This is a genomic window from Gordonia sp. (in: high G+C Gram-positive bacteria) (assembly GCF_020438995.1).
Taxonomy (GTDB): Bacteria; Actinomycetota; Actinomycetes; order Mycobacteriales; family Mycobacteriaceae; genus Gordonia.
In genome coordinates, this window is sequence record NZ_JAGQTN010000250.1 from 21,229 (window position 1) to 45,114 (window position 23,886).

Here is a 23,886-nt window from a genome sequence, read left to right on the forward strand (position 1 = left end):
CGTCGCCCGGGACAGTGCGCTCACTCACGTTACCCTCAGCGCGGTATCGGCACCCGGCTGGTGCTGGTGTGTCCGGGCTGTCGGCCGGGTGAATTGTGCGTTAGCTGTGTCGGATGGGGCGTGTGGTGCGGCTGAGTGTCGGTGGTGGCGCATATTCTCGACACAGCATTGGTGGAGTGGAGGACTGATGGTCAAGGGCATCAACGGGTACGCGCTTCTCGTTTCGCGCCTGATCCTGGGGTTCATTTTTGTGATGCACGGCTGGCAGAAGCTACGCGTCACCGGAATTGGTCAGGTGACAAGGGATTTCGATGTGATGGGGATTCCGTATCCCGAGTACGCGGCCCAGTTCTCGACGTGGGTCGAGCTGCTGGGCGGCCTCGCGCTGATCGTCGGGCTGGTCCTGCCGATCATCTGTCTGCTGCTCATCGTCGACATCGCCGGCGCCATCTACTTCTCCCACCTCGACGCCGGCTTCTGGAACTCCGAGGGCGGTTTCGAGTATCCGCTGGCCCTCATCGCCGGCCTGCTGGCCATCACTTTCGCGCAGGGCAGCAAGTTCTCCGCGGGCACCATGATGTACACGAAGGTCAAGAAGAAGCTCAACGGCTGACGCCGTCCCCTCTGCCGGCCGAGGTGCGAAGAGTCGTTGGGCGATGAGTCTCGAAACCCGGTGAGACGACAATGTCCACCACCGTCGGCAGAGGGATCAGCGCAGCGCGCCCGCCGCGGCCCGGATGTCGTCGGAGGTGATGGTGGTCAGTTCGTCGGTACCGGGGGGCAGGCCGTCGACCTCGGCGAACAGGCGCAGATCGCGCTGCCGGGCCGCGTTCTCGATCAGGTTGCGCACGAACCGGGCGTTGCCGAACGACGGATCCTTGAGACGGCCCTGAGCGTCGAGCACGGCCAGGATGTTCTCCAGCACGCCGTATGCGTCGCGGGTGAGCCGGTCACCCGATGCGGCGGCCATCGAGTCGGCGATCTTGACCAGGTCGGTCGCCGAGTACGCCGCGAAGTCGATGGTGGTGGTGAAACGTGAGCGCAGACCCGGGTTGGAGTCGAGGAAACGTTGCATCGGTTCGGGATACCCTGCGGCGATCACGACGAATCGGTCGCGGTCGTCCTCCATCCGTTTGAGGATGGTGTCGATGGCCTCGGCGCCGTACGGGTCGCCGTCGGTGAATCCTTCGGTGTGCAGGGTGTACGCCTCGTCGATGAACAGCACCCCGCCCATCGCCTCGTCGAGTTTGGCTTTGGTCTGGGCGACGGTGTGCCCGTGGTACTGGCCGATGAGCCCGGACCGGTCCACCTCGACGACGTGTCCGCCGTCGAGAATGCCGAGCGTCTTGTAGAGGCGGGCGATGATGCGGGCGATGGTGGTCTTGCCGGTGCCGGGCGGGCCGGTGAACACGAAATGTTCGGTTGTCCGGGGTTGTGGCAGGCCGACGTTGCGGCGGGCGATCTGGGCGCGGGTCTGCGCCATGATGATGCGCACCTGCTGTTTGATGGATTCCTGCCCGACCTGGCCGTCGAGGTCTGCGAGTACAGCTTCGAGGGTGTCGACCGAGTCGGCTGCGTGCTTGGCCTCCGGTTCGGCGACGGGGGCGGACGTGTCCGGGGCGGCTGCCGTGGCCCGGGTGACGGCGATCCGGGGCGTCGCCTCGCGGCCGGCCATCGCCTCTTTGAGGCCGGGCAGGTCGGGGCGCAGCGCGTATGCGTGATGGAAGTCGTTCATCGCCGCGGCCTCGGCGTCTTCGGCGCGGGTGATCAGGCCCCGAACCAGCAGCGCCTCGGCGTGGATCTGCGGCAGGAATTCCTGTTCGAGCAGGGAGTTCAGGTAGCCCTTGGCCGGTGCCATCGCGCCGGCCTCGGCGAGCAGGATCGCGCTGAGCAGTCGCGCGGACGCGTCGAGGTACTTGTCGCGGCCCATGACCCGGCGCAGCATGGCGATCGCGTCGTCGCGTTCGCCCGTCACGTAGGCGTGGTAACCCCGCAGGTAGATGTATTGTTCGGTGCCCGGGGTCACGCGCGCGATGGCCGAGTGGGCGAGGCTGTGTTCCTTGTTGGTGATGTGCGATGCGGCGACGGCCGACCAGAGGTCGTCGTGGCTGCTCAGACGGTAGGTGACGTACGGTCCGATCACGAACCGGGAGTCGAGGCCGACGTCGGCGCGGCGGCGTTCCTCGCCGAAGCGGTGGGAGTGGCGGACCATCTGCGCGAGCGCCTCGTCGGGCCGGTGCGACAGCGCGTGCAGCCCCAGCCAGGCATCGGCCATGCCGTCGTCGATGGCGACGGCGTGTTCGAACTGCATGGTGGCGGACGCGGTGCGCCCGGATTGGTACGCCTGCGCCCCGGCCGACCACGCGGTTCGTGCCAGATTCTGCTCGCGCATGTGCGTACCCATCCCTTCCTTGCTCGTTCGGCGATTGTGGTCAATGTAAGTCACCGATGTGCGATAGCAAACCCCACACGCCGCGATTTGAGCGACGTCACAGAACGTCGCCACCGCCCGTTCGGGCGGAACGTCGGCCCCTCCACCGGTTGCGGCGCGAGGTCGCCCGACGACCGAAACCCGGTGAGACGACATTGCTCCGTCACCGATCGCAAGATCAAATACACCCGCCATCTCGGTCTCTATTTGGTCTAGATTGGCACTCAGAGCAAATAGGGGGAGGTAGTCGGTGTCGTATCGCACTCTGAAGGCAGTTTTTCACATCAAGGATCGGGTGGCCGCCGATGCTGAGGAGGCCGCGCGCCGGACGTCACCGGCCGCGGTCACCTGGGACTTCTCCATCGGAGATCACGCGATGTTCTGCCTCATCACACCGGAGATCGCGGTGCTCATCGAGCGCGTCATGAGCTTGGAGTCGACGATCCGGGGCCAATGGTCGGCGCTGCCAGGTGTGGCCCGTGCGCACTACCTCGAGTCGATGATCATCGAGGAGATCCAGGCCACCAACGAGATCGAGGCGGTCCACTCGTCGCGCCAGGAGATCAGCGAGGCGCTCGACGCGCTCCGGGACGACGACACCGTCGGGACCAGGCGGTTCAAGGAGATGGTGCGGCTGTACTCGAGCCTTGGTGATGAGACGGTGACCGGTCCGGAGAACCTTGATGACATCCGGTCGATATACGACTCGGTGACCGCAGGTGAGGTGCGCGACGAGGACGCTCCCGACGGTGAACGGTTCCGCACGGGCCCGGTCACGATCACCTCGGGTCAGAAGGCTGTGCATTCGGGGGTCGTTCCCGAATCGGCGATCAATGCGGGCCTGACCACGATGCTCGAGCAGTCCCGCGACGATGAGATCCCGCAGCTCGTCCGGGCCGTGGTCGCCCATTTCATCTTCGAGAACGTCCACCCGTTCTACGACGGCAACGGCCGCACGGGGCGCTTCCTGCTGGCCGTCGAACTCAGCCGGTCGCTGACTCCGGTCGCCTGGCTGTCGCTGTCGGCGACCATCGCCGACGACAAGGACCGCTACTACCGCGCCTTCGCCGACGTCGAGAACCCGCTCAACCGTGGTGATGTCACCCCTTTCGTGGTGGCGATGCTGGAGATCATCGCGTCGGCGCAGAGCCGACTGGAATCCGATTTGGTAGATCGCCTGACCGGCTTGCGCAGGCTTTCCGATGTCATCGGGGAGTTGCCGCTTGAGGACGATCCCACCCGGAACATCGTGTTCATCGTCGGTCAGGCGGTCTTGTTCGGTCCCGGCGGCGCGATCACGCTGGACGAGATCGCCGCCGCGGCAGGCAAGTCGAAACAGTTCGTCCGCAAACGGATCGAGCAGCCGGTAGACGCCGGCATCATCGAGACAGTCACGAAGCGCCCCTTACGTTTCCGCCTGTCACCCTCCTGGCGCCAAGACGTCGCCATCTGACCCCACTTCCGCGTTCGACGAAGTTCACGACGCGCGAGTCTCATGCGTCGATGATGCGAGGGTGGCGAGGGAGCGGCCGGCGGCTCGTAGGGGTTCGGGGTCGCGGCGGGCGCGGCAGAGGATGAAGGCGCCTTCGAGGGTTGCCAGGATCGTGGTCGCGAGGTCGCTGGCGGCGGGGGGGTCGACGATCTGGGTGCACCAGAGGGTGAGGCCGTCGAGCCAGGTGCCGAACACCTCTGATGTGGCTTGCCGCAGGGGGTCGTTGGTGCTCGCGACCTCGGCGGCGAGGGTGGCGATGGGGCAGGCGTCGGCGTAGTCGCAGGCGACGAGATCGTCGGCGGCGCGGTTGAAGGTGTAGGCGAGTGCTTCGGCGGGGTCGGTGGGACCGTCGGCGAGGATGCCGAGCACGTAGGCGCCGTATGCGGCCCCGCTCGTCGCGATCACCTCGGTCGCGAGGGCCTCCTTGCCTGCGAAGAAGTGGTAGATCGAGCCGATCTTCGCGCCGGACGCGGTCGCGATCTGCGCCAGCCCGGTGGCCGCGTATCCCTGACGGCGAAACAGTTCGCCGGCCGCGGTCACGATGCGCGCTCTGGTGTCGGCTGCCATGTCCATCCTTCACGGGTCTCGACGTACGACGATCAGTATGCTTGAATGATCGTTCTAGAACAATCATTCAACTCCCGAGTGAGGTGGGCCGCATGGCTGCGATCGAGCTGAGCAGAATCGAGGTCCCCGCCGGACCGATCGACTACCAGGACACCGGCGGCGACGGCCCGGCACTGGTGTTCACCCACGGCTTCCCGATGAATCATCTCCAGTGGCGCAAGGTGATACCGCTTCTCGACGACCAGTTCCGTTGCATCGCACCGACTTTGCCGATGGGTGCGCATCGATCGCCGATGAAACCGGGAACGGATCTGACCCATCGCGGTCAGGTCGCGATACTTGCCGATTTCCTCGACGCCCTCGATGTCGACGACGTCACCCTCGTCATGAACGATTGGGGTGGAGCACAATTCATCGTCTCGGAGAATCTCGACCGGCGGGTCGGGCGATTGGTTTTCGTGGCGTGCGAGGCGTTCGACAATTTCCCGCCACCACAGGCTCGGCCGGCGGAACTACTGTGCCGGGTACCCGGCGGTGCCAGGCTGCTCATGCAACTGCTGCGGACGTCGTTCTTCCGGCACAACCGCCGAGCCTGGGGTGCGGTGAGCCGCACCCGCATCCCCGACGACGTCCTCGACACCTGGTTCGATCCGGCGCGCCTGGACCCGGCGATCCGCCGCGACCTGCGCGCGTTCGCGACCGGCACCCCGCCGGCCAAGACGCTGCTGGAATGGTCGGAGAGCTTGCGCGGCTTCACCAAGCCGGCGTTGGTCGTCTGGGCGAACCAGGACGCGATGATGCCGCAAGACCACGGCCGCCGCCTCGCAGACCTCCTTCCCGACGCTCACCTGATCGAGATCGAAGACTCCGGCACCCTGATCCCCGAAGACCAGCCCGCCCACCTCGCGGCCGCCCTCCGCACCTTCCTCCACTCATAGGCCTTCCCGCGTCGCAGACTTCGTCCTGCTTATCGGATATCGCGACAACCGATAAGCGCGACGAAATTAGCGACGCGGGAACGGATCACCCGTTCCAGGGGGCGATGGGGTTGCCTTGCCAGCGGGTGTGGGCGGGGACGACGTCGCCGCGCATCACCAGGGATGCGGGGCCGACGGTGGCCGATTCGCCCAGGCCCGATGCGGGCAGGGCGACGCAGTGCGGACCCAGGGTCGCGCCGGCTTCCAGGGTGACGTGGTCCATCGCCATGACGCGGTCGTGGAACAGGTGGGTCTGGACCACGCAGCCGCGCTGGACGGTGGCGCCGTCGCCGAGGGTCACCAGGTCGGCTTCGGGGAGCCAGTAGGTTTCACACCACACTCCGCGGCCGATCTTGGCCCCGAGCATCCGCAGCCACAGATTCAGCACCGGGGTGCCGGTGGCGGCGTTGGCGAACCAGGGCGCGGCGACGGTTTCGACGAATGCGTCCGAGAGCTCGTTGCGCCACACGAACGAACTCCACAGCGGTTGTTCGGACACCGGGATCTTGCCCACGACCAGCCATTTCGCGGCCGCGGCGATACAGCAGGCGGAAGCACCGGCCACCAGCAGCAGCAGGCCGCTGACCGCCCCGGCGACGACGATATTGGTGTGGAAGGCGATGTACTGCAGGCCGAGCAACATGAAGATGCCGAGCCCGAACGACACCATCACCGGGATCAGCCGTAGCGTCTCGATGATGGAGCGCGCCACCTTCAACTGAGTCGGCGGATCGAACGTACGGGAGGTGTCACCCGTAGCGGAGGTGCGACGCAGCCGGACGGGTGGACTACCCAGCCAGCTCGACCCTGATTTCGCCTTTTCGGGCGTCGCCGACAGCACCGCGACCAGCGAGTTCTTCGGTACCTTACGGCCCGGCCCGGTGATGCCGGAGTTTCCGAGGAACGACCGTTTACCCACCTTCGCGTCGTCGATGTGCAGCCAGCCGCCACCCAACTCGTAGGACGCGACCATGGTGTCGTCGGCGAGGAACGCACCGTCGTCGATGGTGGTGAACTTGGGCAGCACGAGCGCGGTGGAGATCTCGGTACCCTTGCCCACCTTCACCCCGAGCGCCCGGAACCAGATGGGCGTGAGCAGGCTCGCGTACAGCGGGAACAGGTAGGTACGGGCCGAGTCGAGGAGCCGTTCGGTGAACCACACCTGCCACCCGACGCGCGATCGCACCGGGTGGTAGCCCTTGGTCATCCCGAACGACAGCAGCCGCACCGATACCAGCGTGATCAGCGCGAACACCGCCAGCGACGTCAACGTGGCCACCGGCAGCAGGATCAGTGAACGCACCATCACATCGCGCAGCCGGTCGGTGTACAGCGCCCACGTACCGATGACGGCCAGACCCGCGCCGAGAGAGATCAGCGGCACCGCGGCCAGGAAGAACGACGATGTTATGTACAGCGGTACCCACCAGGCGCGCCGCGCCGGCCGCTGGTCGGGCCACGGATGCGACGCCTTGCCCTCCTTCTTCGCCGGTGATCCGGCCCACTGCTGGCGGGCCTTGACCTTACCGAACACCGCCGACCCGGCCGCGACTTCGGCGTCGCGACCGATCACCGCACCCGGCATCAGCGTCGACCGGGCACCGATCGTCGCACCCCGTTTGATGACGATCGCACCGATGTGGACGATGTCGCCGTCGATCCACCAGCCGGTCAGGTCCACCTCGGGTTCGATCGAGGCTCCGTCGCCGACGGTCAGCAACCCGGTGACCGGCGGGATGGTGTGCAGGTCGACGCCGTGCCCGATGCTCGCGCCCAGCGCCCGGGCGAGGTGGATCATCCACGGCGCTCCCGACAGGTTGGCGGCGCCGCTGGCTTCGAGGAGCCGCTCGGCCACCCACAGCCGGATGTGTACGTTGCCGCCGCGCGGATAGTCACCCGGCCCGACCCCGCGCAGCAGTGCGCGTGATCCGGCGGCAGCGATGACCATCCGGCCGGGCGGCGTGATGAACACACAGAACGCGAGGATCACCAGCCACCAGGGGGCGGTGACGAGCCAGTCGACGTGCCGGTCGGCGGCGTCGACCACTTCGGCGGCCACATTGTTGACCACACCCAGCCAGGTGGCCCATTGCAGCCCGGTGAGGGTGGTCAGCGGTATCGACAGCAGCAGTTGCGCCAGCCCCGCCGACCGCGGCGTCGGGCGGACGTACCGTTCCTCGATGATCTGGGGCGCGTGCTTCTCATCGAGATGCTGAGCCAGCGAACCCAGGCGCGGATGGTCGTACAGGTCGGCGACCGTGATCTCGGGATGCCGGGCACGGATCGCGGTCACCAGTTGCGCCGCCGACAGCGATCCGCCGCCCTCGGTGAAGAAGTCGGCGTTGGCATCGGCGACGGGCATCCCGAGGACGTCGGTCCACAATCCGGCCAGCCACTGTTCGGTTTCGCTGAGGCCGGTGGTGTCGGCGGCGACGCCGGGCAGCGGCCACGGCAGGGCGGCCCGATCGACCTTGCCGGAGGTGCGAGTGGGCAGTTCGTCGACGAGTGCCAGCCGCGGCACCATCGCCGCCGGAAGCCGCTCGGTCAGTAGCCGATGTGCTTGTGCCACATCGAAATCCGGGTCTGTAGACACCAGATAGCCGACGAGCAAAGAGTTTCCGGCCGCCGACTTGCGTACTGCCACCGCAGCCCCGCCGACACCCGGAAGTTGTTGCAGCGCATTGTCGATCTCGCCGAGTTCGATGCGCCGGCCGCCGACCTTCACCTGGTCGTCGGCGCGACCCTGGAACAGCAGCCCTTCCGATTCGAGCTTCACCAGGTCGCCGGACCGGTAGGCGCGCTCCCAGCCGAGCGACGGCATCGGCGCGTATTTCTCGGCGTCCTTGGCCGGATCCAAGTAGCGCGCCAGACCGACACCGCCGATGACCAGCTCACCGGCCTCGCCCTCGGCGACGGGGTGCCCGTCGGCGTCGACGACGGCCAGATCCCAGCCCTGCAACGGCAGCCCGATCCGCACCGGACCTTTGCCGTCGAGCAACGCCCCGCACGCGACGACCGTCGCCTCGGTGGGACCGTAGGTGTTCCACACCTCGCGCCCGTCGACGGCCAGGCGTTCGCCTAGCTCGGGCGGGCAGGCCTCGCCGCCGAAGATCAGCAGCCGCACCGCTTCGAGCGCCTCCGGCGGCCACAGCGACGCCAGCGTCGGCACGGTCGACACGACGTTGATCTGCCGCTGCACCAGCCACGGACCCAGGTCCATGCCGCTGCGTACCAGCGCCCGCGGGGCGGGGACCAGGCATGCACCGTTGCGCCAGGCCAGCCACATCTCCTCGCACGAGGCGTCGAACGCCACCGACAGCCCGGCCAGCACCCGATCACCCGGTCCGAGCGGGTCACCCTGCAGGAACAGCCGCGCCTCGGCGTCGACGAACGCGGCCGCGTTGCGGTGGGTGACGGCCACACCCTTGGGGGTGCCGGTGGAGCCGGAGGTGAAGATGATCCACGCGTCGTCGGCGGTGGTGGGACGGCCGTCACCGGTCTCATCGGCAGTCGGCGTGCCATGCGCTGTGATCCCGTCAGCGGTGATCAGCGCGCCGACCGCGGCCTCCCTGAACACCAGCGTCGCGCGTTCCTCCGGGTCATCGGCGTCCACCGGCACATAGGCGGCGCCCGCGTACAGGGTGCCCAGGATCGCGATGTACAGATCCCGCGACCCCGACGGCATCCGGATCCCGACGCGGCCCCCGCGCCGCACCCCGGCGTCGCGCAGCCGGGAGGCGGTGCGCCGCACCACGGCCAGCAGTTCGCGGTAACTCAGGGTGGTGTCGCCGTCATCGATGGCGGCGGCGTCGGGATGCTTGGTGGCGGTGGCGTCCAGTATGTCGCACAGCGTGCGCGGCGGGCTCGCCTGTCCGGACAGCAGATAGTGCTCCGGAATCTGGTTCATGCCCGGAGTCTGGCTCATGCATCGCCTACGTTCGTCACCAGGAGAGAATATCGCCCGGCCGGGTGCCCCGTGGCTCAAGACGATCACTGTTCACCCACCGATTTCCGCGGCCGTCAGAGGTGGTTGCGTGAGGTGCGCAACGTCGCCGGACCCTTCGAGACCCTCGCTCCTACGTCGCTTCGGCCTCAGGGATCAAGAAGGTGGTCGTGTGGGAGGGTGGTCACGGTTCTTGGTGCCCAGGGGTGGCTTTTCAGAGGGTGATCACCCTCTTGATCCCTGAGGGCGATGCGAGGTACGAGCGAGCGTCTCGAAGGGTCCGGTGACGCGCGACACCTGACGAGACGACATCCCCACATGCGTACTGCCGTGTAGGTTCAGCGGCGGGGGTTGCGGTCGGCGGGCAGATGCCGGGCGCACTATAGCGACGGCCCGCACCGCCGGGCGAGAGGACAACGATGTCGATCACCCGTCACGGGCATCCAAGTGCGCGCTCCTACTTCGTGTTCCTGTTCTTGCGTCTCACACTGCGCCCGCTGCTGTCACTGTGGCCGCTGACCAACACCACCATGGCGATCCTGCCCAAACTCGACGCGAAGATCACCGACAAGGCGCCGTCGCCGGCCGGGGTGGTCACCGAGTGGGTGACGCTCGGCGGTCGCCGCACCGAGCTGACGATGCCGACCAGGCCGAGCCGTGGCGACTGCGACACCGCGGTCCTCTATCTGCACGGCGGCGGGTTCGTGGTGGCCGGGATCGGTACCCATCGCGGCATTACCGGCCGGTTGTCGCGGGCCACCGGGCTGCCGGTGTTCGCGCTCGAATACCGCCAGCTCCCGGAGGCGGGCGTCGGAACATCGGTCGCCGACGCCCTCGACGCGTACCGGGAACTGCTCACCGAACGCGGCTTCCGGCGCATCGTCATCGCTGGTGATTCGGCCGGCGGCTACCTGTGCGGCAAGGTCATCGAGCTGGCCGGCGGTGCGGGGCTACCGTCGCCGACGGCGTGGATCGGCTATTCGCCGTGGCTGGATCTGGATGCCGACACCAATCCGGACCGCTCCAGCCGGTCCGATTCGTATCTGTCGATCGCCAAGATGCGCGCACTGGTGCCACTGCTGGATCGGGGCCCGATCGCGCTGGCCGGTAAACGCAATGTCGTCGACGTCGATCCGCTGCTGTTCCCGCCGACCATCCTGATCACCGCCGAGAACGAGCTGCTCGAACCGGATGCGATCATCCTCGCCGAACGGCTGCTCGCGGCCGGCGTCGAAGTCCAGTTGCACAGTTACTCCTGGCAGGTGCATGCCTTCCCGATGCTGATCGAGGATCTGCCGGAGTCGCGGGAGGCGGTGCGGTTGACGTCGGAGTTCGCGACCGCGGCGGTCCGGGCGGCCCGGGAGGCCGAGGACCGTGGCGAACAGGCGGTTTAACAGACGGGCTGACGCTCGGATGGTCGGGCTGCGATAGTTGGTGTGTCCATTTTCCCGCCACGGCCGTTCTGTTGACCTGGACGTGAGCTGATCAAGGAGGATCCGATGAGCGCATCCACGCGCAGTGTGGCCGATCTGTTCGCCTTCGACGCCCTGCTCGACGACGAGGAACGAGCCATCGCCTCGACCGTCGCCGATTTCGGTGCCAAACGCCTGCGCCCGCATGTGGCGCAGTGGTTCGAGGACGGTACCCTGCCGGCCCGCGAGCTGGCTCTCGAACTCGGCGAGCTCGGCGTCTTCGGTATGCACCTGGAGGGTTACGGTTGCGCCGGCACGTCCGCGGTCGCGTACGGTCTGGCGTGCCTGGAGATGGAGGCCGTCGACTCCGGTCTGCGCAGTTTCGTGTCCGTGCAGGGCTCCCTCGCCATGTATGCGATCCGCGCGTTCGGTTCCGACGAGCAGCGCGAGGAATGGCTGCCGCGGATGGCCAAAGGCGAGGCCATCGGCTGTTTCGGCCTCACCGAACCCGACTTCGGCTCCAACCCGGCCGGGATGCGCACCGCGGCCAAACGCGACGGCGACGACTGGATCCTCAACGGCGCCAAGATGTGGATCACCAATGCACCCGTCGCCGACGTCGCCGTGGTGTGGGCCAAGACCGACCTCGCCGAGGGTGCGCGCGGTGTGCGCGGCTTCGTCGTCCCCACCGACACCCCCGGTTTCAGCGCACCGGAGATCAAGCACAAGATGTCTCTGCGGGCGTCGATCACCGGCGAGATCGTCCTCGAGGACGTGCGGTTGCCCGCGTCGGCGATGCTGCCGGGCGTCGAAGGGCTCAAGGGCCCGTTGAGCTGCCTGAACGAGGCGCGCTTCGGCATCGTGTTCGGTGTGGTCGGCGCCGCCCGCGACTGCCTGCAGACCGCCATCGACTACGCCGGTACCCGCGAGGTGTTCGACAAGCCGCTCGCCGGTTACCAGATCACCCAGGCCAAGATCGCCGACATGGCACTGGAAGTGGGTAAGGGCTTCCTGCTCGCCATGCACCTGGGCCGGCGCAAGGATGCGGGCAAGATCGCGCCCGAACAGATCAGCCTCGGCAAACTCAACAACGTCCGAGAGGCCATCGCCATCGCCCGTGAATCCCGAACCCTGTTGGGCGCCAATGGAATCACCCTGGAGTATCCGGTGATCCGGCACGCCAACAATCTCGAATCGGTACTCACCTACGAGGGGACCAGCGAAATGCACCAGCTGATGATCGGTAAGGCACTCACCGGATGGGACGCGTTTCGGTGACCTATTCGGAGATGCAGCGCACCGCCGCCGGTGTATCGATGGCGATGACGATCGCCGGTTCGATCATCCTCATCGGCTGCGTCGGTTATCTGTCGATCGGCTGGTTCGCCGACGGCCGCTGGGGCTGGGGCCTGGTCGGCATCGCGATGATCGTGGTCAACCTGGCAATGGTGTTCTTACAGTTCCGCAAACGTAAGCTCGCCCCCGCCCCGACACCCCGCAATCCGCCCCCTGGCCGCGGCGACGACGACGAGGACGACTGACAAGGACTCCCGTCCCATACCCCTGGTCACCACCGCACACTCAGGCACTGAATAACTGTTCGAGGTTGTTGTCGCGGACGATGCCGTGCAGAAAGCTGCGGACCATCGACTCGAACAGCTGTTTCTGGCTGAGTTCGTTGGCGGCGAGCGCGTCGGTCAGCAGGGGCTGTGACGCGGCGTCGACGTTGGGGAAGATCGTCGACTTGCGGCTCGGCGGCCGCATCGCCTCCATCAGCACCGCGCCCACCGACAGGGTTTCCATGCCGTCGAGGATTTGGACGTGCAGTTCGCTGGGCACTCCCGAATCGAGCAGGAAACGGGCGGTGCGCTCGTAGGTGGAGACGAACAGCTCGCGCGGAAAGTGTTGCAGCAGAATCGGTGCGGCGTTGCGGTGGCGCAACACCGACTGCCGGAAGTTGAGTGCGAGCGCCACGAAGTACTCGGGCCAGTCCGGTCCCGGATTCATGCGGGGCCGGACGACGGACCAGCCGGCGATGTCGCGGGCCACCTCGGTGAGGATCTCGTTCTTGTCGGCGAAGTGATGGTAGAGCGAGGGGGCGCGCACGCCGAGGTGCTTGGCCAGGCGCGGCAGGCTGAACGCGTCGAGGCCGTCGGTGTCGATGATCTCGATGCATGCAGCGACCGCGGCCTCCCGGCTGATCAGGGGTTTCGAGGGTCTCGCCACGGACATGAGTGTACCGACGCCGGTTTTGACCTGCGGCGCAGATGGGAGAGTATCCCTGCTCACAACCGGACTCGGCTATTCTCGGACCGGTCCCGTATACCGGAGGGGCAACGGTAAGGAGAAGGCGTGTCCGAACGATCGTCGCAGCACATCGACACAGGTACCGACGACCTGCTGTTGAGCCTCGAGGACGCCGTCGCCACGGTCACACTGAACCGGTCCGACGCCAAGAACGCCCTCACCCCGGAGATGATCGACATCCTGATCGGTGTCCTCGCCGACGTCGACGCGGACACCGGAGTGCGGGCCCTCGTCCTCACCGGCGCCGGGCGGGCGTTCTGTGCGGGCGGCGACGTGAAGGCGTTCGCCCAGCGCGGCGGCGACGTGCCGGTCGGCGACGACAGCGTGCAGGACTGGTTCGACAATCGCACCCGCAGGCAGACCGGCATCGTCGGCAAGTTGCGGTCGATGAACACCCCGTCGATCGCGGCGATGCCCGGCGCGGCGGCCGGTGCCGGATTCGGCCTCGCACTGGCCTGCGACCTGCGGGTGGGCTGCCCGTCGACGTTCTTCACCACCGCATTCATCAAGATCGGCCTGCCCGGCGATTTCGGCGTGACCTGGCAGTTGCGCGACCTGCTCGGCGCGGGGCAGACGACCCGGCTGATGCTGCTGTCCGAACGTGTCGGCGCCGACGAGGCACTGAGCCTCGGACTGCTCAATCGGCTCGTCCCCGACGACGAGGTGGCAGCGACCGCCCGCGGCATCGCCGGACAGCTCGCCGGATCGTCGGCGCAGGCCATCGGTGCGATGAAGGCCAATCTGCGCGAGGCCCGGCACCTGGATCTGGCCGCCGCGATGGACGCCGAACTGGTCCGCTACCGAGCGTGCGCCGACGGCGACGAACACAAGGCCGCTGTCCGGGCATTCGCCGCCCGCAGCGCCTCCACCGGCCAGAGGTAGCCTTACCGGCCCTGGCCGCTGGCTGATGGCTGCTGGTATCCGGCGCCGATGAGGACGAACTGACTGAGCATCGCTTTGATGCGGGCGGGGTCGGCCTCCGCCGGAAACAGCTCGTTGTCGCTCAGTACGGCACCGAGTACCAGGGCCAGCGCCATCCGGACGGCGTCGAGAATGTCGACCGGCGTGGCCTGGTCGTTCTCGGCGATGTAGGTTTCGATGCCGCGGACCAATGCCCTGGCGCAGGCGTCGAAGGCGGGCTCGCGCTGGTCGGCCGTCTCGTGTGGCTGCGCCGCCAGCGACACCAGGATGCGCCGGTTGACGGTGCACAGGTCGTACAGGCCGGAGACGAACCGGAGGGTGACCGCGGCCGGATTCTCGTCGGGATGGGTGGCGATACTGGCCGCGAACTCGTACATGAACTGCACCAGCGGACCTACCGCCGTCGTTTCGAAGAGCGCAGGTTTGCTGCTGAAGTGGCGGAACACGGTGGATTCGGTGACGCCTGCGCGTTCGGCGACGGCGCGGATGCTGGTGCCGTCGAAGCCGTGCTCGGCGAACTCATCGTAGGCGGCCGTGGTGATCAGCGACCGCACCTGCGCTGTTGAACGGCGTTTACGCGGACTGTGCGCAACGGCTTTCTCGGGAGCGGACGTATCGGGCATCACCCCATCTTGTCATGCTGCGGCGCAATACGCGGAACATTAAGGGAGTGTCACTCCCTTGACGTGGCGGCGTCTTTACAGTTAAATGATTGCAGAGATTCAGATCACACCAGCCCGAAGCCTTGACCCGCGCGGAGCCGGCCCCGGACAACAGTCCCGGACCGGCCGCGGGTAACCGAGTCGTGCGCTGGGGACGCGACGACCACAGGAGGCACCATGTCCGCACCGCTGGAAGGCCGGCTGTTCATCGACGGCGAGTTCCGCGAGGCCCGCTCGGGTAAGCGCTATCCGATCATCAACCCCGCCGACGAGTCCGTGGTCGCCGAGGCCGCCGACGCAGGCGTCGAGGACGTCGACGACGCGATCGCCGCGGCACGCCGCTTCATCGACACCTCCGACTGGACGACCAATCATGAGTTCCGCAAGCGCTGCATGGTTCAGTTCCAGGAGGGATTGCGTGCTCGCGCAGACGAATTCGAGAACATCATGGTCGCCGAGGCCGGGGTGGCGCGCGCCAACATGTGGACGCATGTGCGATTCATGATCGAGGGCATGGACTACTTCAACAACCTGATCACCGATTTCCCCTGGGAAGAGGATCTCGGTCCGTATGAGGTGATGGGCAACCTCAGTGAGCGGCAGGTCCGCTACGAGCCCTATGGCGTGGTCGGTGCCATCACCCCGTGGAATGCCCCGTTCATGACCGCGCTGTGGAAGACCCATCACGGCCTGGCCACCGGCAACGCCGTGATCCTCAAGAGCGCCCCCGACACCCCGCTCACCGCGGCCCTGATGGCCGAGGTCCTGCGCGATGCCACCGACACCCCGGCCGGCGCGTTCGCCGCGCTCAGCTCGTCGGACAAGGCGATCGTCGGTGATGCGATGACCGCCGACCAGCGCATCGACCTGTACCACTTCACCGGCTCGCCCGGCGTGGGGCAGCGGATCGCCGAACGCGCTGCCACCGGAATCCGGCACACCGTACTGGAACTGGGCGGCAAGTCGGCCAACATCATCCTGCCCGACGCCAACCTCGATATGGCTTGCGGTCTGGGAGTGGCCATGTGCCTGTCCAATTCGGGTCAGGGCTGCGCGCTGGCCACCCGCATGATCGTGCATGCCGACGTCTACGACGCCGTGCTCGAACGGCTCGAGAACATCGTCGGCAACATCCCATGGGGCGATCCCAACGACCCGGTCAACCTGGTCGGCCCGATCATCCGCGAGGAACAGCTCAAGCGCATGGAAGGTCTGGTCGATCGCGCCCAGGCCGAGGGTGCCCGCCTGCTCGTCGGCGGCAAGCGCGGCGAACAGGAACGCGGATTCTGGTATCAGCCAACGGTTCTCGTCGATGTCGACGAGAACTCGGAGATCGCGCAGACCGAGGTGTTCGGCCCGGTCCTGTCGGTGCTGCGGTACGAGGGCGACGATTCGGAGGCCGTGCGGATGGCCAACAACTCCGCATACGGACTGTCCGGCTATGTGCAGTCGACGAACGAGGAACGGGCCTGGGCCGTCGCGCGTCGCCTGCGCGCGGGCACCGTCAACATCAATAACTCCTTCTACCTCTCGCCCGACGCCCCGTTCGGCGGTTACGGGATCAGCGGCGACGGCGTCGAACACGGCATCGCCGGTTTCCGGGAGTACCTGCGTATCAAGTCGATCGCCAGCCCCAGCCACTAACACGACGGACCTGAGAAGAAGGACGTAGCTCAATGCGCTTGAAAGACAAGGTCATCGCCATCACCGGATCCGGTTCGGGTCTGGGCCGCGAATCGGCGCTGCTGTTCGCGGCCGAGGGCGCGACGCTGGTGGTCAGCGACGTGGTACCCGGCCGGGCCCAGGCCGTGGCCAAGGAGATCGTCGAGAACGGAGGCACCGCAATCGGTATCGACGCCGACGTGCGGTCGGAAGCCGACATGGACAATCTGGTGGCCACCACCGTCGATCATTACGGTCGCATCGACGTGATGTGGGGCAACGCCGGTGTTCCCGAACCAGGTTTCGGGATGCAGCCGCTGCACAAGTCCTCACTTGAGGACTGGAACAACATCTTCGCGGTCAACACCACCGGCATCTATCTGGCCTGGCGTGCCGCGGCCCGCTGGATGATCGATAACAAGCGCCCCGGCACGCTGCTGGGTACCTCGTCGGCGGCATCGTTCACCGCCTACCCCGGTTTCCCGATGTACACCGCATCGAAGGCCGCGGTCAACGGTCTGGTGCGTGCGGCGTCGCTGGAATTCGGCAAGTTCGGCATTCGCGCCAACGCGATCTGCCCCACGCACGGTATGTCGGTGAACTTCGCCCTGCCGCCCGAGGCCGAGGTGCTGGGTAAGTCGTACGAGGAGATGGCGCCGTGGAATCCGGACAACCGGGCCATGCCGCTGCGCGTGGACACCCCGCCGGTGATCCGCGATAACGCTTATCTCGCACTGTTTTTGGTCTCCGACGAGTCGCGGTACACCTCCGGACAGTCGATCGCGTCGGCGGACGGCGGCCAGTTCGCCCGCACGTCCATCGTGTTCCCCACCGACACCGGTGAGAGCGACGACATCACCTCCGGCGCGATCCCGGACGAGCTCCGCAACGAGATCGAAAGGTAGGCAATGGATACCGTCACACGTTTCGATCCGCGTATCTCCGGGCTCTCGCAGCAGGTCAAGGACCTGCACGACCCGCAGCTTGTCTACATGGCCAAAGCACGTGATGTGCGTGCCGAATACATCGACGGCGCACTGCATCTCTATCGGCACGAGGACATCCTCGCGGTCAACAAGCACCCCGATGTTCTCGGAAACGGCGGTCGCGGAGGGAGTTTCGGACACGACGGCAGGCTTATCCCGCTGGAGATCGACGGCCCCGACCATCGCAAGTGGCGCCGCGTTCTCGACCCGATGTTCTCGCCCAAGCGGGTGGGCCTCATGGAGGAGCAGATCCGCGAACTGGCGCGGGGAATCCTCGAAGGCGTCCGCGCGGACGGCGGAGGCGACCTGAACGATCTGCTGTGTACTCCGCTGCCGTGCCAGACATTCCTGAGCCTGGTGGGTGCACCCCTGGAGGATCTGGAATTCTTCCTGGAATTCAAGGAAGGCATTATCCATCCCAAGGGGGAGACCACCGAGGAGATCGACGCCAACATGGCGGTGGCCGGCGGCAAACTCCTCGAATACTTCGATACCTTCCTCAAGGAAAAGCGCACTCGCCTCGACGAATACGACGACGTGATCGCCAACCTGATGCGCGCAGAGTTCGACGGCGAACCGATCAACGAGTTCGACCTGATCAATGTGCTCTTCCTGCTGTTGTTCGCCGGTTTGGACACGGTCACCGCGTCGCTCTCGTGCATTCTCGCCTGGTTCGGCAAGAATCCTGATCGGCGGGCCGAACTCGTCACCGAACCGGATCTGCTGCGGGTGGCCATCGAGGAGTTGGTGAGGTTCGAGTCTCCCGTACCTTCGGGAATGCGGTATCCGCAGACCGACATCGACCTCGGCGACGGTCTGATCGTGCCGGCCGACACCCAGGTGAACGCCTTCTGGGCCGCGGCCAACGTCGACCCGACCTATCACGCCGATCCGCTCCGCGTCGACTTTCATCGTGAGAAGCTCAGCCACATGGCGTTCGCCAGCGGCATCCACAGGTGCATCGGGTCGCACCTGGCCAGGCTGGAACTGAAGGTGGCGGTGGGGGAGACATTGCGGATATTGCCCGAGTACGACCTTGACCTGTCGGCGCTCACCTACGACAACGTCGCCGTTCGGACCGCGACGAGTATTCCGGTATCGGTGTAACGGGGAAGGATGTGCCCGATATGAGAGCCAAGCTGATCCCCGACAGGTGCGTCGGGCATGCGCAGTGCTTCGCGGTGAACGAGGACCTGTTTCCCATCGATGACGACGGCTACTCTACCTTCGGTGATCGGGAGATCGGTCCGGGGGACGAGGCGCCCATCCGGCAGGGTGTCAGTGCCTGCCCGGAGCAGGCGCTGGTGATCGTCGAGTGATGTTTTCCGCCCTGAGTTGTCCGTCCACGCAGTGACCCCGAGACCCCTACCAGCCGACCCCGCCGGCCCAGCGGCATGTGAATGAACGAAGAGGTTTGATCCGGTGCATCTAGATTTCGTCGACGAGATCGAGCAATTCGTGACAATGATCGCGAACCTGCTCATCCCCCGTCCGCTGCCGTGACGACGCACACGAAGCCAAGTCAGGCGCGGGCCGCCGTCGCGGCGATCGGCGGGCTGTTCGAGCTCAGCTTCGATACGCTTCGGGCGTTGGGGCGCAGGCCCTTTCACTGGCGAGAGGCGCTGGGTCAGGCATGGTTCCTGGTGACGGTGGCGTTCGTGCCGACCCTGCTGGTGGCGCTGCCGTTCACCGTGCTGGTGATCTTCACGCTCAACATCCTGCTGGTGGAGTTCGGCGCCGCCGACCTCTCGGGCGCCGGCGCCGCACTAGGCTCGGTCACCCAGATCGGCCCGCTCGTGACGGTGCTGATCGTGGCCGGTGCCGGTGCCACCGCGATCTGCGCCGACCTCGGTGCCCGCACCATCCGCGAGGAGATCGACGCGATGCGGGTGCTGGGCATCGACCCGGTGCATCGGCTGGTGGTGCCGCGAGTGGTCGCCTCCTGTCTGGTGGCGCTGCTGCTCAACGGCATGGTGGTGGCCATCGGCCTGGTCGGTGGTTTCTATTTCTCGGTGTACGTGCAGAATGTGACCCCGGGCGCCTACGTGTCGAGCCTGACGCTGGTCACCGGGTTGCCCGAAGTGATCCTGTCCGAGGTGAAGGCGGGGTTGTTCGGATTGATCGCCGCATTGGTGGCTTCCTACCGGGGTCTGACCGTGAGCGGCGGTCCCAAAGGTGTGGGTACCGCGGTCAACGAGACGGTCGTGTACGCATTCGTGGCGTTGTTCGCCGTCAATGTCGTGCTGACAGCGGTCGGGGTGAAGGTGACCGCAGGGTGAGAAGGAGCAGTAAATGACCTCGATATCGGTGTTGAACGCCCGATACCCGCGGGCGGCCAAGACACTGGGCAAACCGGTGAGCGGCGTCCGGTCGGTGGGCCACCAGGCCATCTTCTATCGCGACGCGGTGTTCCAGATTCCGCACGCGATGCTCCGATACCGCAAGGATGCGATCCGGCTGATCGCCGAGATCGGTATGGGCACAGGGGCCCTCGCCGTGATCGGCGGCACCGTCGTGATCGTCGGATTCATGACGTTCTCGGCGGGCACTCTCCTGGCCATTCAGGGTTTCGCCTCACTCGGCGACATCGGGGTCGAGGCGCTCACCGGATTCTTCGCCGCTTACATCAATGTGCGGATCGCGGCACCAGTCACCGCCGGTATCGCGCTGGCCGCAACGATCGGCGCCGGATCGACGGCCCAGCTCGGTGCGATGCGGATCGCCGAGGAGGTCGACGCGCTCGAAGTGATGGCGATTCGGTCGATGTCGTATCTGGTGTCGACGCGGATGGTGGCCGGGGTGATCGCGATCATCCCGCTGTACACGATCGCGGTGCTCATGTCGTTCCTGGCGTCGCGGACCTACACGATCTTCATCAACGGGCAGTCGGCCGGTGTCTACGACCACTACTTCGCCACTTTCCTGCGGCCCGCCGACCTGATCTGGTCGTTCATGCAGGCCGTCACGATGGGCATCGTCGTGATGGGAATCCACTGCTACCACGGGTACATGGCCACGGGCGGACCCGCGGGCGTCGGCGAGGCCGTCGGTCGTGCGGTCCGGTCGTCGCTGGTGGCGGTGGTGGTGGTGTGCCTGCTGGTGTCCCTGGCCGTGTACGGCACGTCCGGCAACTTCAACCTGGCGGGATGACCGGTGGCGCAGGAACGTTCCCATCGCAGTGAACCCCACTACTTCGTGGCCGGGCTGGTCATGATCACCGTCCTGGTGGTGGGTGCGCTGGTGTCGCTGTACTCCTTCCGCGGCGGATTCGACAAGACCCGATCGCTCGTCGTCGAATCGGACCGCGCCGGGCTGGTGATGGCGCCCGGCGCCAAGGTCAAGATGCACGGGGTCACCATCGGTTCGGTGTCCAAGGTCAGCACCGACGGTGACACCGCATCGCTGACCCTCGACATCGACGACAAGAGCTTCGCCGAGATCCCCGCCGGCACAAAGGCACAGATCAAGGCATCCACCGCATTCGGCGCCAAATATGTTGCGCTGTTGCCGGAAGGACGAGGCACGATCTCCTCCGGTGCCACCATCGAGTCGGTGAATGTCGCCACGGAGGTCAACACTCTGTTCGAGAATCTGCTCGGCGTGATGCAGGCCGTCGACCCGGCCAAACTGAACGCCACGCTCGGTGCCGTCGCCGGGGGTCTGCGCGAGCGCGGCGGCGAACTCGGCGAGACCATCAGCTATTCCGACGCGGTGCTGCGCGGCATCAATCCGCTGTGGCGGCAGATCGAGCGCGACACCACTCTCACCACCAAGGTCACCGATGTCTACAACTCCGCCGCCGGCGATCTCCTCGATCTCCTCGACAACGCCACCGTGACCGCGACGACGGTGCGCGACAACGAGCACAACCTCGACGGACTGCTCACCTCGGCGATCGGTCTGGGCAATTCGGGCACAAACCTGCTGCGCGCGAGCGGATCCCGGTTCGTCAATGCCTCCCGATTGCTGGTGCCCACCACTGAACTGCTGGCCAAGTATTCGCCCGAGTTCAAGTGTGTCGCCGATCAGGCCACCTACAACCTCGACTACGGCATGGGCCGGTTCGGCGGCAAGAACAACGGCTATTCGCTCGATCTCGATGTCGCACTCCTGCTGGGCGACAACGCCTACCGGTATCCGGACAATCTGCCCAAGGTGAATGCCAAGGGCGGGCCCAAGGGTTCGCCCGGCTGCTACTCGCAGATCACGCGGACCAACTATCCGGCGCCGTATCTGGTGATGGACACCGGTGCCAGCACCGCCTACGCCACCGAATTGAAGGCCGGCACACCGGCATTCATCCAGTACATGGTCGGCCAGATCACATCCGGGGGTGGCCGGTGAGCGTTCGCGGTGTGGCAATCAAATTCGGGATCTTCGCCGTCGTGATGGTCGTGATCCTGGCGATGCTGGTGGTGGTGTTCGGACAGTTCCGCTTCGGCGACGAAACCGGATTCCGCGCCGAATTCAGCTCCGCGTCGGGGTTGAAGAAGGGCGAGAAGGTCCGGGTCGCCGGCGTCGACGCGGGCCGGGTCACCGGCGTGAAGGTGGTCGACGACGAGCGGGCGCTGGTGTCGTTCACCATCGACTCGGCGGTCCGTGTGAACGGCGGCAGCCGGGCAACGATCAAGTACCAGAACCTGATCGGCGATCGTTACCTGGAGATCTCCGACGGACCCGGAGACCCGCACGAATTGCGTTCTGGCGCAACGATCCCGCGGGATCGGACCAGTCCGGCGCTCGACCTCGACGCCCTCATCGGCGGTTTCCGGCCACTGCTCAAGGCGATCGACCCGCAGGACGTGAACGGCATCTCGCAGGCGCTGATCGAGGTCTTCCAGGGTCAGGGCTCGTCGGTGGGTCGGGTACTGCGCCAGATCGGGCAGGCCACCGAACGGCTCGCCGACGAGGATCAGCTCATCGGTTCGGTGATCGAGAACCTCAACGGCGTCCTGAGCACCGTCAGAAAGCAGAACGATGCCTTCGATCAGGGTGTGGATTCCTTGCAGCAGTTGATCAGTGGGCTCGGTGCCCAGTCCGACCGCATCGCGCAATCGGTGGCGAGCATGTCGCGAGCCAGCCGGTCGGTGGCGAGCCTGCTCGATCAGAGCCGGCCGGCCATCGCCGAGGACGTCACCCAGGTCCGCCGTTTCTCGGAGGCCGTCAACGGTAACTCCGGCTACGTCGACAGGCTGCTCGGTGAACTGCCGCAAAGCTATCGCGCGCTGAGCCGGCTCGGACTTTACGGCGCCTTCTTCACCTTCTATCTCTGCGATGCCACGTTGAAAGTCAACGGGCCGAAAGGCGACCCGGTGTATATCGACATCATCGGCCAGCGGGCGGGCCGGTGCGCGCCGCTATGAGAAACGTCAATGCGGGCAACATTTCCCGTCGCTCCGCTCGCCCCGGTTCGCGTACCTTCCGCACGGGCCTGATCGGAATGCTGCTGACCGCCATGGTGGTGGCCTCGGCCCAGTTCTACGACAAGGTTCCGTTGCTCGGCGCACACCGCACCTATGCCGGAATGTTCGGCGACACAGGCGGACTCAAGGTCGGAGACGACGTGGCCGTCGCGGGAGTCAAGGTCGGTCAGGTGGAGAAGATCGCCATCGACGGACCCGCCGTCAAGATCACCTTCCACGCCGACGGGGTCAAGGTCAGGGAACTGTCGCGGCTGTCGATCAAGACGCGCACCGTGCTCGGCACCAAATACCTGGACGTGCAATCGCGGGGGTCGCGGATTCTGGGCGCCGACGAGGTGGTTCCGCTCGACCGCACCGACACCCCATACCTGCTCACCGACGCCCTCGGTGACCTGACGCTCACGTCGAAGAACCTGGAGAAGAAGGATCTCGCCTCGGCGATCGACGTCCTCAGCGACACCCTCGACAAGACCGCGCCCAACCTGGGGACCGCCCTCGACGGGGTGTCCCGGTTCTCGGGCACCATCGCCTCGCGCGACGAGCTGATCCGCGGCCTGCTCGACAACGCCGAATCGGTCACGTCGGTGCTCTCCGACCGCAGCACGCAGATCAATCGCATGCTGCTCGACGGCGGCGCGTTGTTCTCCGCACTCGCCGCACGCCGCGACGACGTCGACACCCTGCTCACGGGTATCACCGCCGTCACCCGGCAGATCTCGGCGCTCATCGACGAGAACGACGCACAGCTGGGCCCCGCGCTCACCGAACTCAACCGCGTGGCCGAACTCCTCGACAAGCACCGCAAGGACCTGCAGGCCTCGCTCAAACCGCTGCAGCAGTACGCCACCTCGCTCGGTGAGTCGGTGGCCTCGGGACCGTTCTTCAACGCGTACGTGATGAATCTGCTGCCCGGGCAATTCCTGCAGCCGTTCATCGACGCCGCCTTCAAGGAAAAGGGCATCGACATCAGCAAACTGGGCAAGACCACCTACCCGGTGACCTGCGGAGCCAACACACCCGCCGGCACCCGCAAACGCGGTGGCACCGAGATCGCCACGGACGCAGGCTGTCCGACTGGCCAGCGCCGCACCGGAGGTGGCTAG

21 protein-coding genes are annotated in these 23,886 nt (G+C 66.2%); 16 read left to right on the plus strand and 5 right to left on the minus strand.

The genetic code is table 11. The annotated features are described in order from the left end of the window. The first annotated feature begins 187 nt into the window (after positions 1 to 187). Positions 188 to 613 carry a DoxX family protein gene (locus tag KDB67_RS17345; protein WP_291018241.1) on the plus strand — a complete coding sequence of 142 codons (426 nt, stop codon included), beginning with the start codon at positions 188 to 190 and terminating at the stop codon, positions 611 to 613. A gap of 96 nt (positions 614 to 709) precedes the next feature. Here KDB67_RS17345 and KDB67_RS17350 read toward each other — a convergent pair whose 3' ends face one another. Continuing rightward, positions 710 to 2,404, minus strand: coding sequence for an AAA family ATPase (locus KDB67_RS17350; RefSeq protein ID WP_291018242.1), 1,695 nt, complete (start codon positions 2,402 to 2,404; stop codon positions 710 to 712). Between the two features lie 277 nt (positions 2,405 to 2,681). Here KDB67_RS17350 and KDB67_RS17355 point away from each other — a divergent pair, with 277 nt between their 5' ends. Further along, positions 2,682 to 3,884, plus strand: coding sequence for a Fic family protein (locus KDB67_RS17355; protein ID WP_291018244.1), 1,203 nt, complete (start codon positions 2,682 to 2,684; stop codon positions 3,882 to 3,884). A 24-nt stretch (positions 3,885 to 3,908) separates the two neighbouring features. Here the strand turns inward: KDB67_RS17355 and KDB67_RS17360 are convergent, their stop codons facing one another. After that, complete coding sequence (locus KDB67_RS17360; protein ID WP_291018245.1) at positions 3,909 to 4,490, minus strand: TetR/AcrR family transcriptional regulator; 582 nt, start codon at positions 4,488 to 4,490, stop codon at positions 3,909 to 3,911. A gap of 107 nt (positions 4,491 to 4,597) precedes the next feature. On the opposite strand from KDB67_RS17360, the gene KDB67_RS17365 reads away from it, so the two are divergent. After that, positions 4,598 to 5,428 (plus strand): alpha/beta hydrolase, encoded by an 831-nt coding sequence (locus tag KDB67_RS17365; RefSeq protein ID WP_291018301.1) that lies wholly within the window; start codon positions 4,598 to 4,600, stop codon positions 5,426 to 5,428. A gap of 85 nt (positions 5,429 to 5,513) precedes the next feature. Here the strand turns inward: KDB67_RS17365 and KDB67_RS17370 are convergent, their stop codons facing one another. Further along, the gene (locus KDB67_RS17370) at positions 5,514 to 9,374 is read right to left on the minus strand and encodes a Pls/PosA family non-ribosomal peptide synthetase (RefSeq protein ID WP_291018246.1); all 3,861 of its coding nucleotides are present in this window, start codon (positions 9,372 to 9,374) and stop codon (positions 5,514 to 5,516) included. A gap of 455 nt (positions 9,375 to 9,829) precedes the next feature. Between KDB67_RS17370 and KDB67_RS17375 the strand changes: the two genes are divergently transcribed. The 3 genes from KDB67_RS17375 to KDB67_RS17385 all read left to right on the plus strand — a co-directional run bounded on the left by KDB67_RS17375 (position 9,830) and on the right by KDB67_RS17385 (position 12,363). Continuing rightward, positions 9,830 to 10,804, plus strand: a complete 975-nt coding sequence (locus tag KDB67_RS17375) for an alpha/beta hydrolase (RefSeq protein ID WP_291018247.1) — start codon at positions 9,830 to 9,832, stop codon at positions 10,802 to 10,804. 105 nt (positions 10,805 to 10,909) lie between these two features. Next, on the plus strand, positions 10,910 to 12,100 hold the full coding sequence (locus KDB67_RS17380) for an acyl-CoA dehydrogenase family protein (RefSeq protein WP_291018249.1): 1,191 nt from the start codon (positions 10,910 to 10,912) through the stop codon (positions 12,098 to 12,100). Then, entirely contained in the window at positions 12,082 to 12,363 is a 282-nt protein-coding gene (locus KDB67_RS17385) for a hypothetical protein (RefSeq protein ID WP_291018251.1), read from the plus strand. The genes KDB67_RS17380 and KDB67_RS17385 overlap by 19 nt, the downstream gene beginning before the upstream one ends. A 40-nt stretch (positions 12,364 to 12,403) precedes the next feature. Here KDB67_RS17385 and KDB67_RS17390 read toward each other — a convergent pair whose 3' ends face one another. Continuing rightward, a complete protein-coding gene (locus KDB67_RS17390) occupies positions 12,404 to 13,048 on the minus strand; it encodes a TetR/AcrR family transcriptional regulator C-terminal domain-containing protein (RefSeq protein ID WP_291018253.1) in 645 nt (214 codons plus the stop codon). 126 nt (positions 13,049 to 13,174) lie between these two features. Here KDB67_RS17390 and KDB67_RS17395 point away from each other — a divergent pair, with 126 nt between their 5' ends. Next, the gene (locus tag KDB67_RS17395; RefSeq protein ID WP_291018254.1) at positions 13,175 to 14,011 is read left to right on the plus strand and encodes an enoyl-CoA hydratase-related protein; all 837 of its coding nucleotides are present in this window, start codon (positions 13,175 to 13,177) and stop codon (positions 14,009 to 14,011) included. Between the two features lie 2 nt (positions 14,012 to 14,013). Here KDB67_RS17395 and KDB67_RS17400 read toward each other — a convergent pair whose 3' ends face one another. Beyond that, positions 14,014 to 14,673, minus strand: coding sequence for a TetR/AcrR family transcriptional regulator (locus KDB67_RS17400; protein WP_291018257.1), 660 nt, complete (start codon positions 14,671 to 14,673; stop codon positions 14,014 to 14,016). A 216-nt stretch (positions 14,674 to 14,889) separates the two neighbouring features. On the opposite strand from KDB67_RS17400, the gene KDB67_RS17405 reads away from it, so the two are divergent. The 9 genes from KDB67_RS17405 to KDB67_RS17445 all read left to right on the plus strand — a co-directional run bounded on the left by KDB67_RS17405 (position 14,890) and on the right by KDB67_RS17445 (position 23,886). Further along, a complete protein-coding gene (locus KDB67_RS17405) occupies positions 14,890 to 16,356 on the plus strand; it encodes an aldehyde dehydrogenase family protein (RefSeq protein WP_291018259.1) in 1,467 nt (488 codons plus the stop codon). Between the two features lie 32 nt (positions 16,357 to 16,388). After that, positions 16,389 to 17,279 (plus strand): SDR family NAD(P)-dependent oxidoreductase, encoded by an 891-nt coding sequence (locus KDB67_RS17410; protein ID WP_291018261.1) that lies wholly within the window; start codon positions 16,389 to 16,391, stop codon positions 17,277 to 17,279. A 3-nt stretch (positions 17,280 to 17,282) separates the two neighbouring features. Further along, on the plus strand, positions 17,283 to 18,467 hold the full coding sequence (locus tag KDB67_RS17415) for a cytochrome P450 (RefSeq protein WP_291018263.1): 1,185 nt from the start codon (positions 17,283 to 17,285) through the stop codon (positions 18,465 to 18,467). A gap of 20 nt (positions 18,468 to 18,487) precedes the next feature. Then, positions 18,488 to 18,679 carry a ferredoxin gene (locus tag KDB67_RS17420; RefSeq protein ID WP_291018265.1) on the plus strand — a complete coding sequence of 64 codons (192 nt, stop codon included), beginning with the start codon at positions 18,488 to 18,490 and terminating at the stop codon, positions 18,677 to 18,679. Between the two features lie 180 nt (positions 18,680 to 18,859). After that, complete coding sequence (locus tag KDB67_RS17425; protein ID WP_291018268.1) at positions 18,860 to 19,639, plus strand: ABC transporter permease; 780 nt, start codon at positions 18,860 to 18,862, stop codon at positions 19,637 to 19,639. A 13-nt stretch (positions 19,640 to 19,652) separates the two neighbouring features. Further along, positions 19,653 to 20,510: an ABC transporter permease gene (locus tag KDB67_RS17430; RefSeq protein WP_291018271.1), complete on the plus strand. Its 858-nt coding sequence runs from the start codon at positions 19,653 to 19,655 to the stop codon at positions 20,508 to 20,510. A 3-nt stretch (positions 20,511 to 20,513) separates the two neighbouring features. Then, positions 20,514 to 21,704, plus strand: a complete 1,191-nt coding sequence (locus KDB67_RS17435; RefSeq protein WP_291018274.1) for an MCE family protein — start codon at positions 20,514 to 20,516, stop codon at positions 21,702 to 21,704. Positions 21,705 to 21,715: 11 nt separating this feature from the next. Beyond that, positions 21,716 to 22,723 carry an MlaD family protein gene (locus tag KDB67_RS17440; protein WP_291018276.1) on the plus strand — a complete coding sequence of 336 codons (1,008 nt, stop codon included), beginning with the start codon at positions 21,716 to 21,718 and terminating at the stop codon, positions 22,721 to 22,723. Beyond that, complete coding sequence (locus KDB67_RS17445; RefSeq protein WP_291018277.1) at positions 22,720 to 23,886, plus strand: MCE family protein; 1,167 nt, start codon at positions 22,720 to 22,722, stop codon at positions 23,884 to 23,886. The genes KDB67_RS17440 and KDB67_RS17445 overlap by 4 nt, the downstream gene beginning before the upstream one ends.

Bases quoted from the DNA above. Each gene is read 5' to 3' on its own strand.
- KDB67_RS17370 (WP_291018246.1), bottom strand. From the start codon at position 9,374: ATGAACCAGATTCCGGAGCACTATCTGCTGTCCGGACAGGCGAGCCCG.
- KDB67_RS17375 (WP_291018247.1), top strand. From the start codon at position 9,830: ATGTCGATCACCCGTCACGGGCATCCAAGTGCGCGCTCCTACTTCGTG.
- KDB67_RS17415 (WP_291018263.1), top strand. From the start codon at position 17,283: ATGGATACCGTCACACGTTTCGATCCGCGTATCTCCGGGCTCTCGCAG.
- KDB67_RS17410 (WP_291018261.1), top strand. From the start codon at position 16,389: ATGCGCTTGAAAGACAAGGTCATCGCCATCACCGGATCCGGTTCGGGT.
- KDB67_RS17380 (WP_291018249.1), top strand. From the start codon at position 10,910: ATGAGCGCATCCACGCGCAGTGTGGCCGATCTGTTCGCCTTCGACGCC.
- KDB67_RS17405 (WP_291018259.1), top strand. From the start codon at position 14,890: ATGTCCGCACCGCTGGAAGGCCGGCTGTTCATCGACGGCGAGTTCCGC.
- KDB67_RS17360 (WP_291018245.1), bottom strand. From the start codon at position 4,490: ATGGCAGCCGACACCAGAGCGCGCATCGTGACCGCGGCCGGCGAACTG.
- KDB67_RS17420 (WP_291018265.1), top strand. From the start codon at position 18,488: ATGAGAGCCAAGCTGATCCCCGACAGGTGCGTCGGGCATGCGCAGTGC.
- KDB67_RS17430 (WP_291018271.1), top strand. From the start codon at position 19,653: ATGACCTCGATATCGGTGTTGAACGCCCGATACCCGCGGGCGGCCAAG.
- KDB67_RS17400 (WP_291018257.1), bottom strand. From the start codon at position 14,673: ATGCCCGATACGTCCGCTCCCGAGAAAGCCGTTGCGCACAGTCCGCGT.
- KDB67_RS17385 (WP_291018251.1), top strand. From the start codon at position 12,082: ATGGGACGCGTTTCGGTGACCTATTCGGAGATGCAGCGCACCGCCGCC.
- KDB67_RS17345 (WP_291018241.1), top strand. From the start codon at position 188: ATGGTCAAGGGCATCAACGGGTACGCGCTTCTCGTTTCGCGCCTGATC.
- KDB67_RS17445 (WP_291018277.1), top strand. From the start codon at position 22,720: ATGAGAAACGTCAATGCGGGCAACATTTCCCGTCGCTCCGCTCGCCCC.
- KDB67_RS17350 (WP_291018242.1), bottom strand. From the start codon at position 2,404: ATGGGTACGCACATGCGCGAGCAGAATCTGGCACGAACCGCGTGGTCG.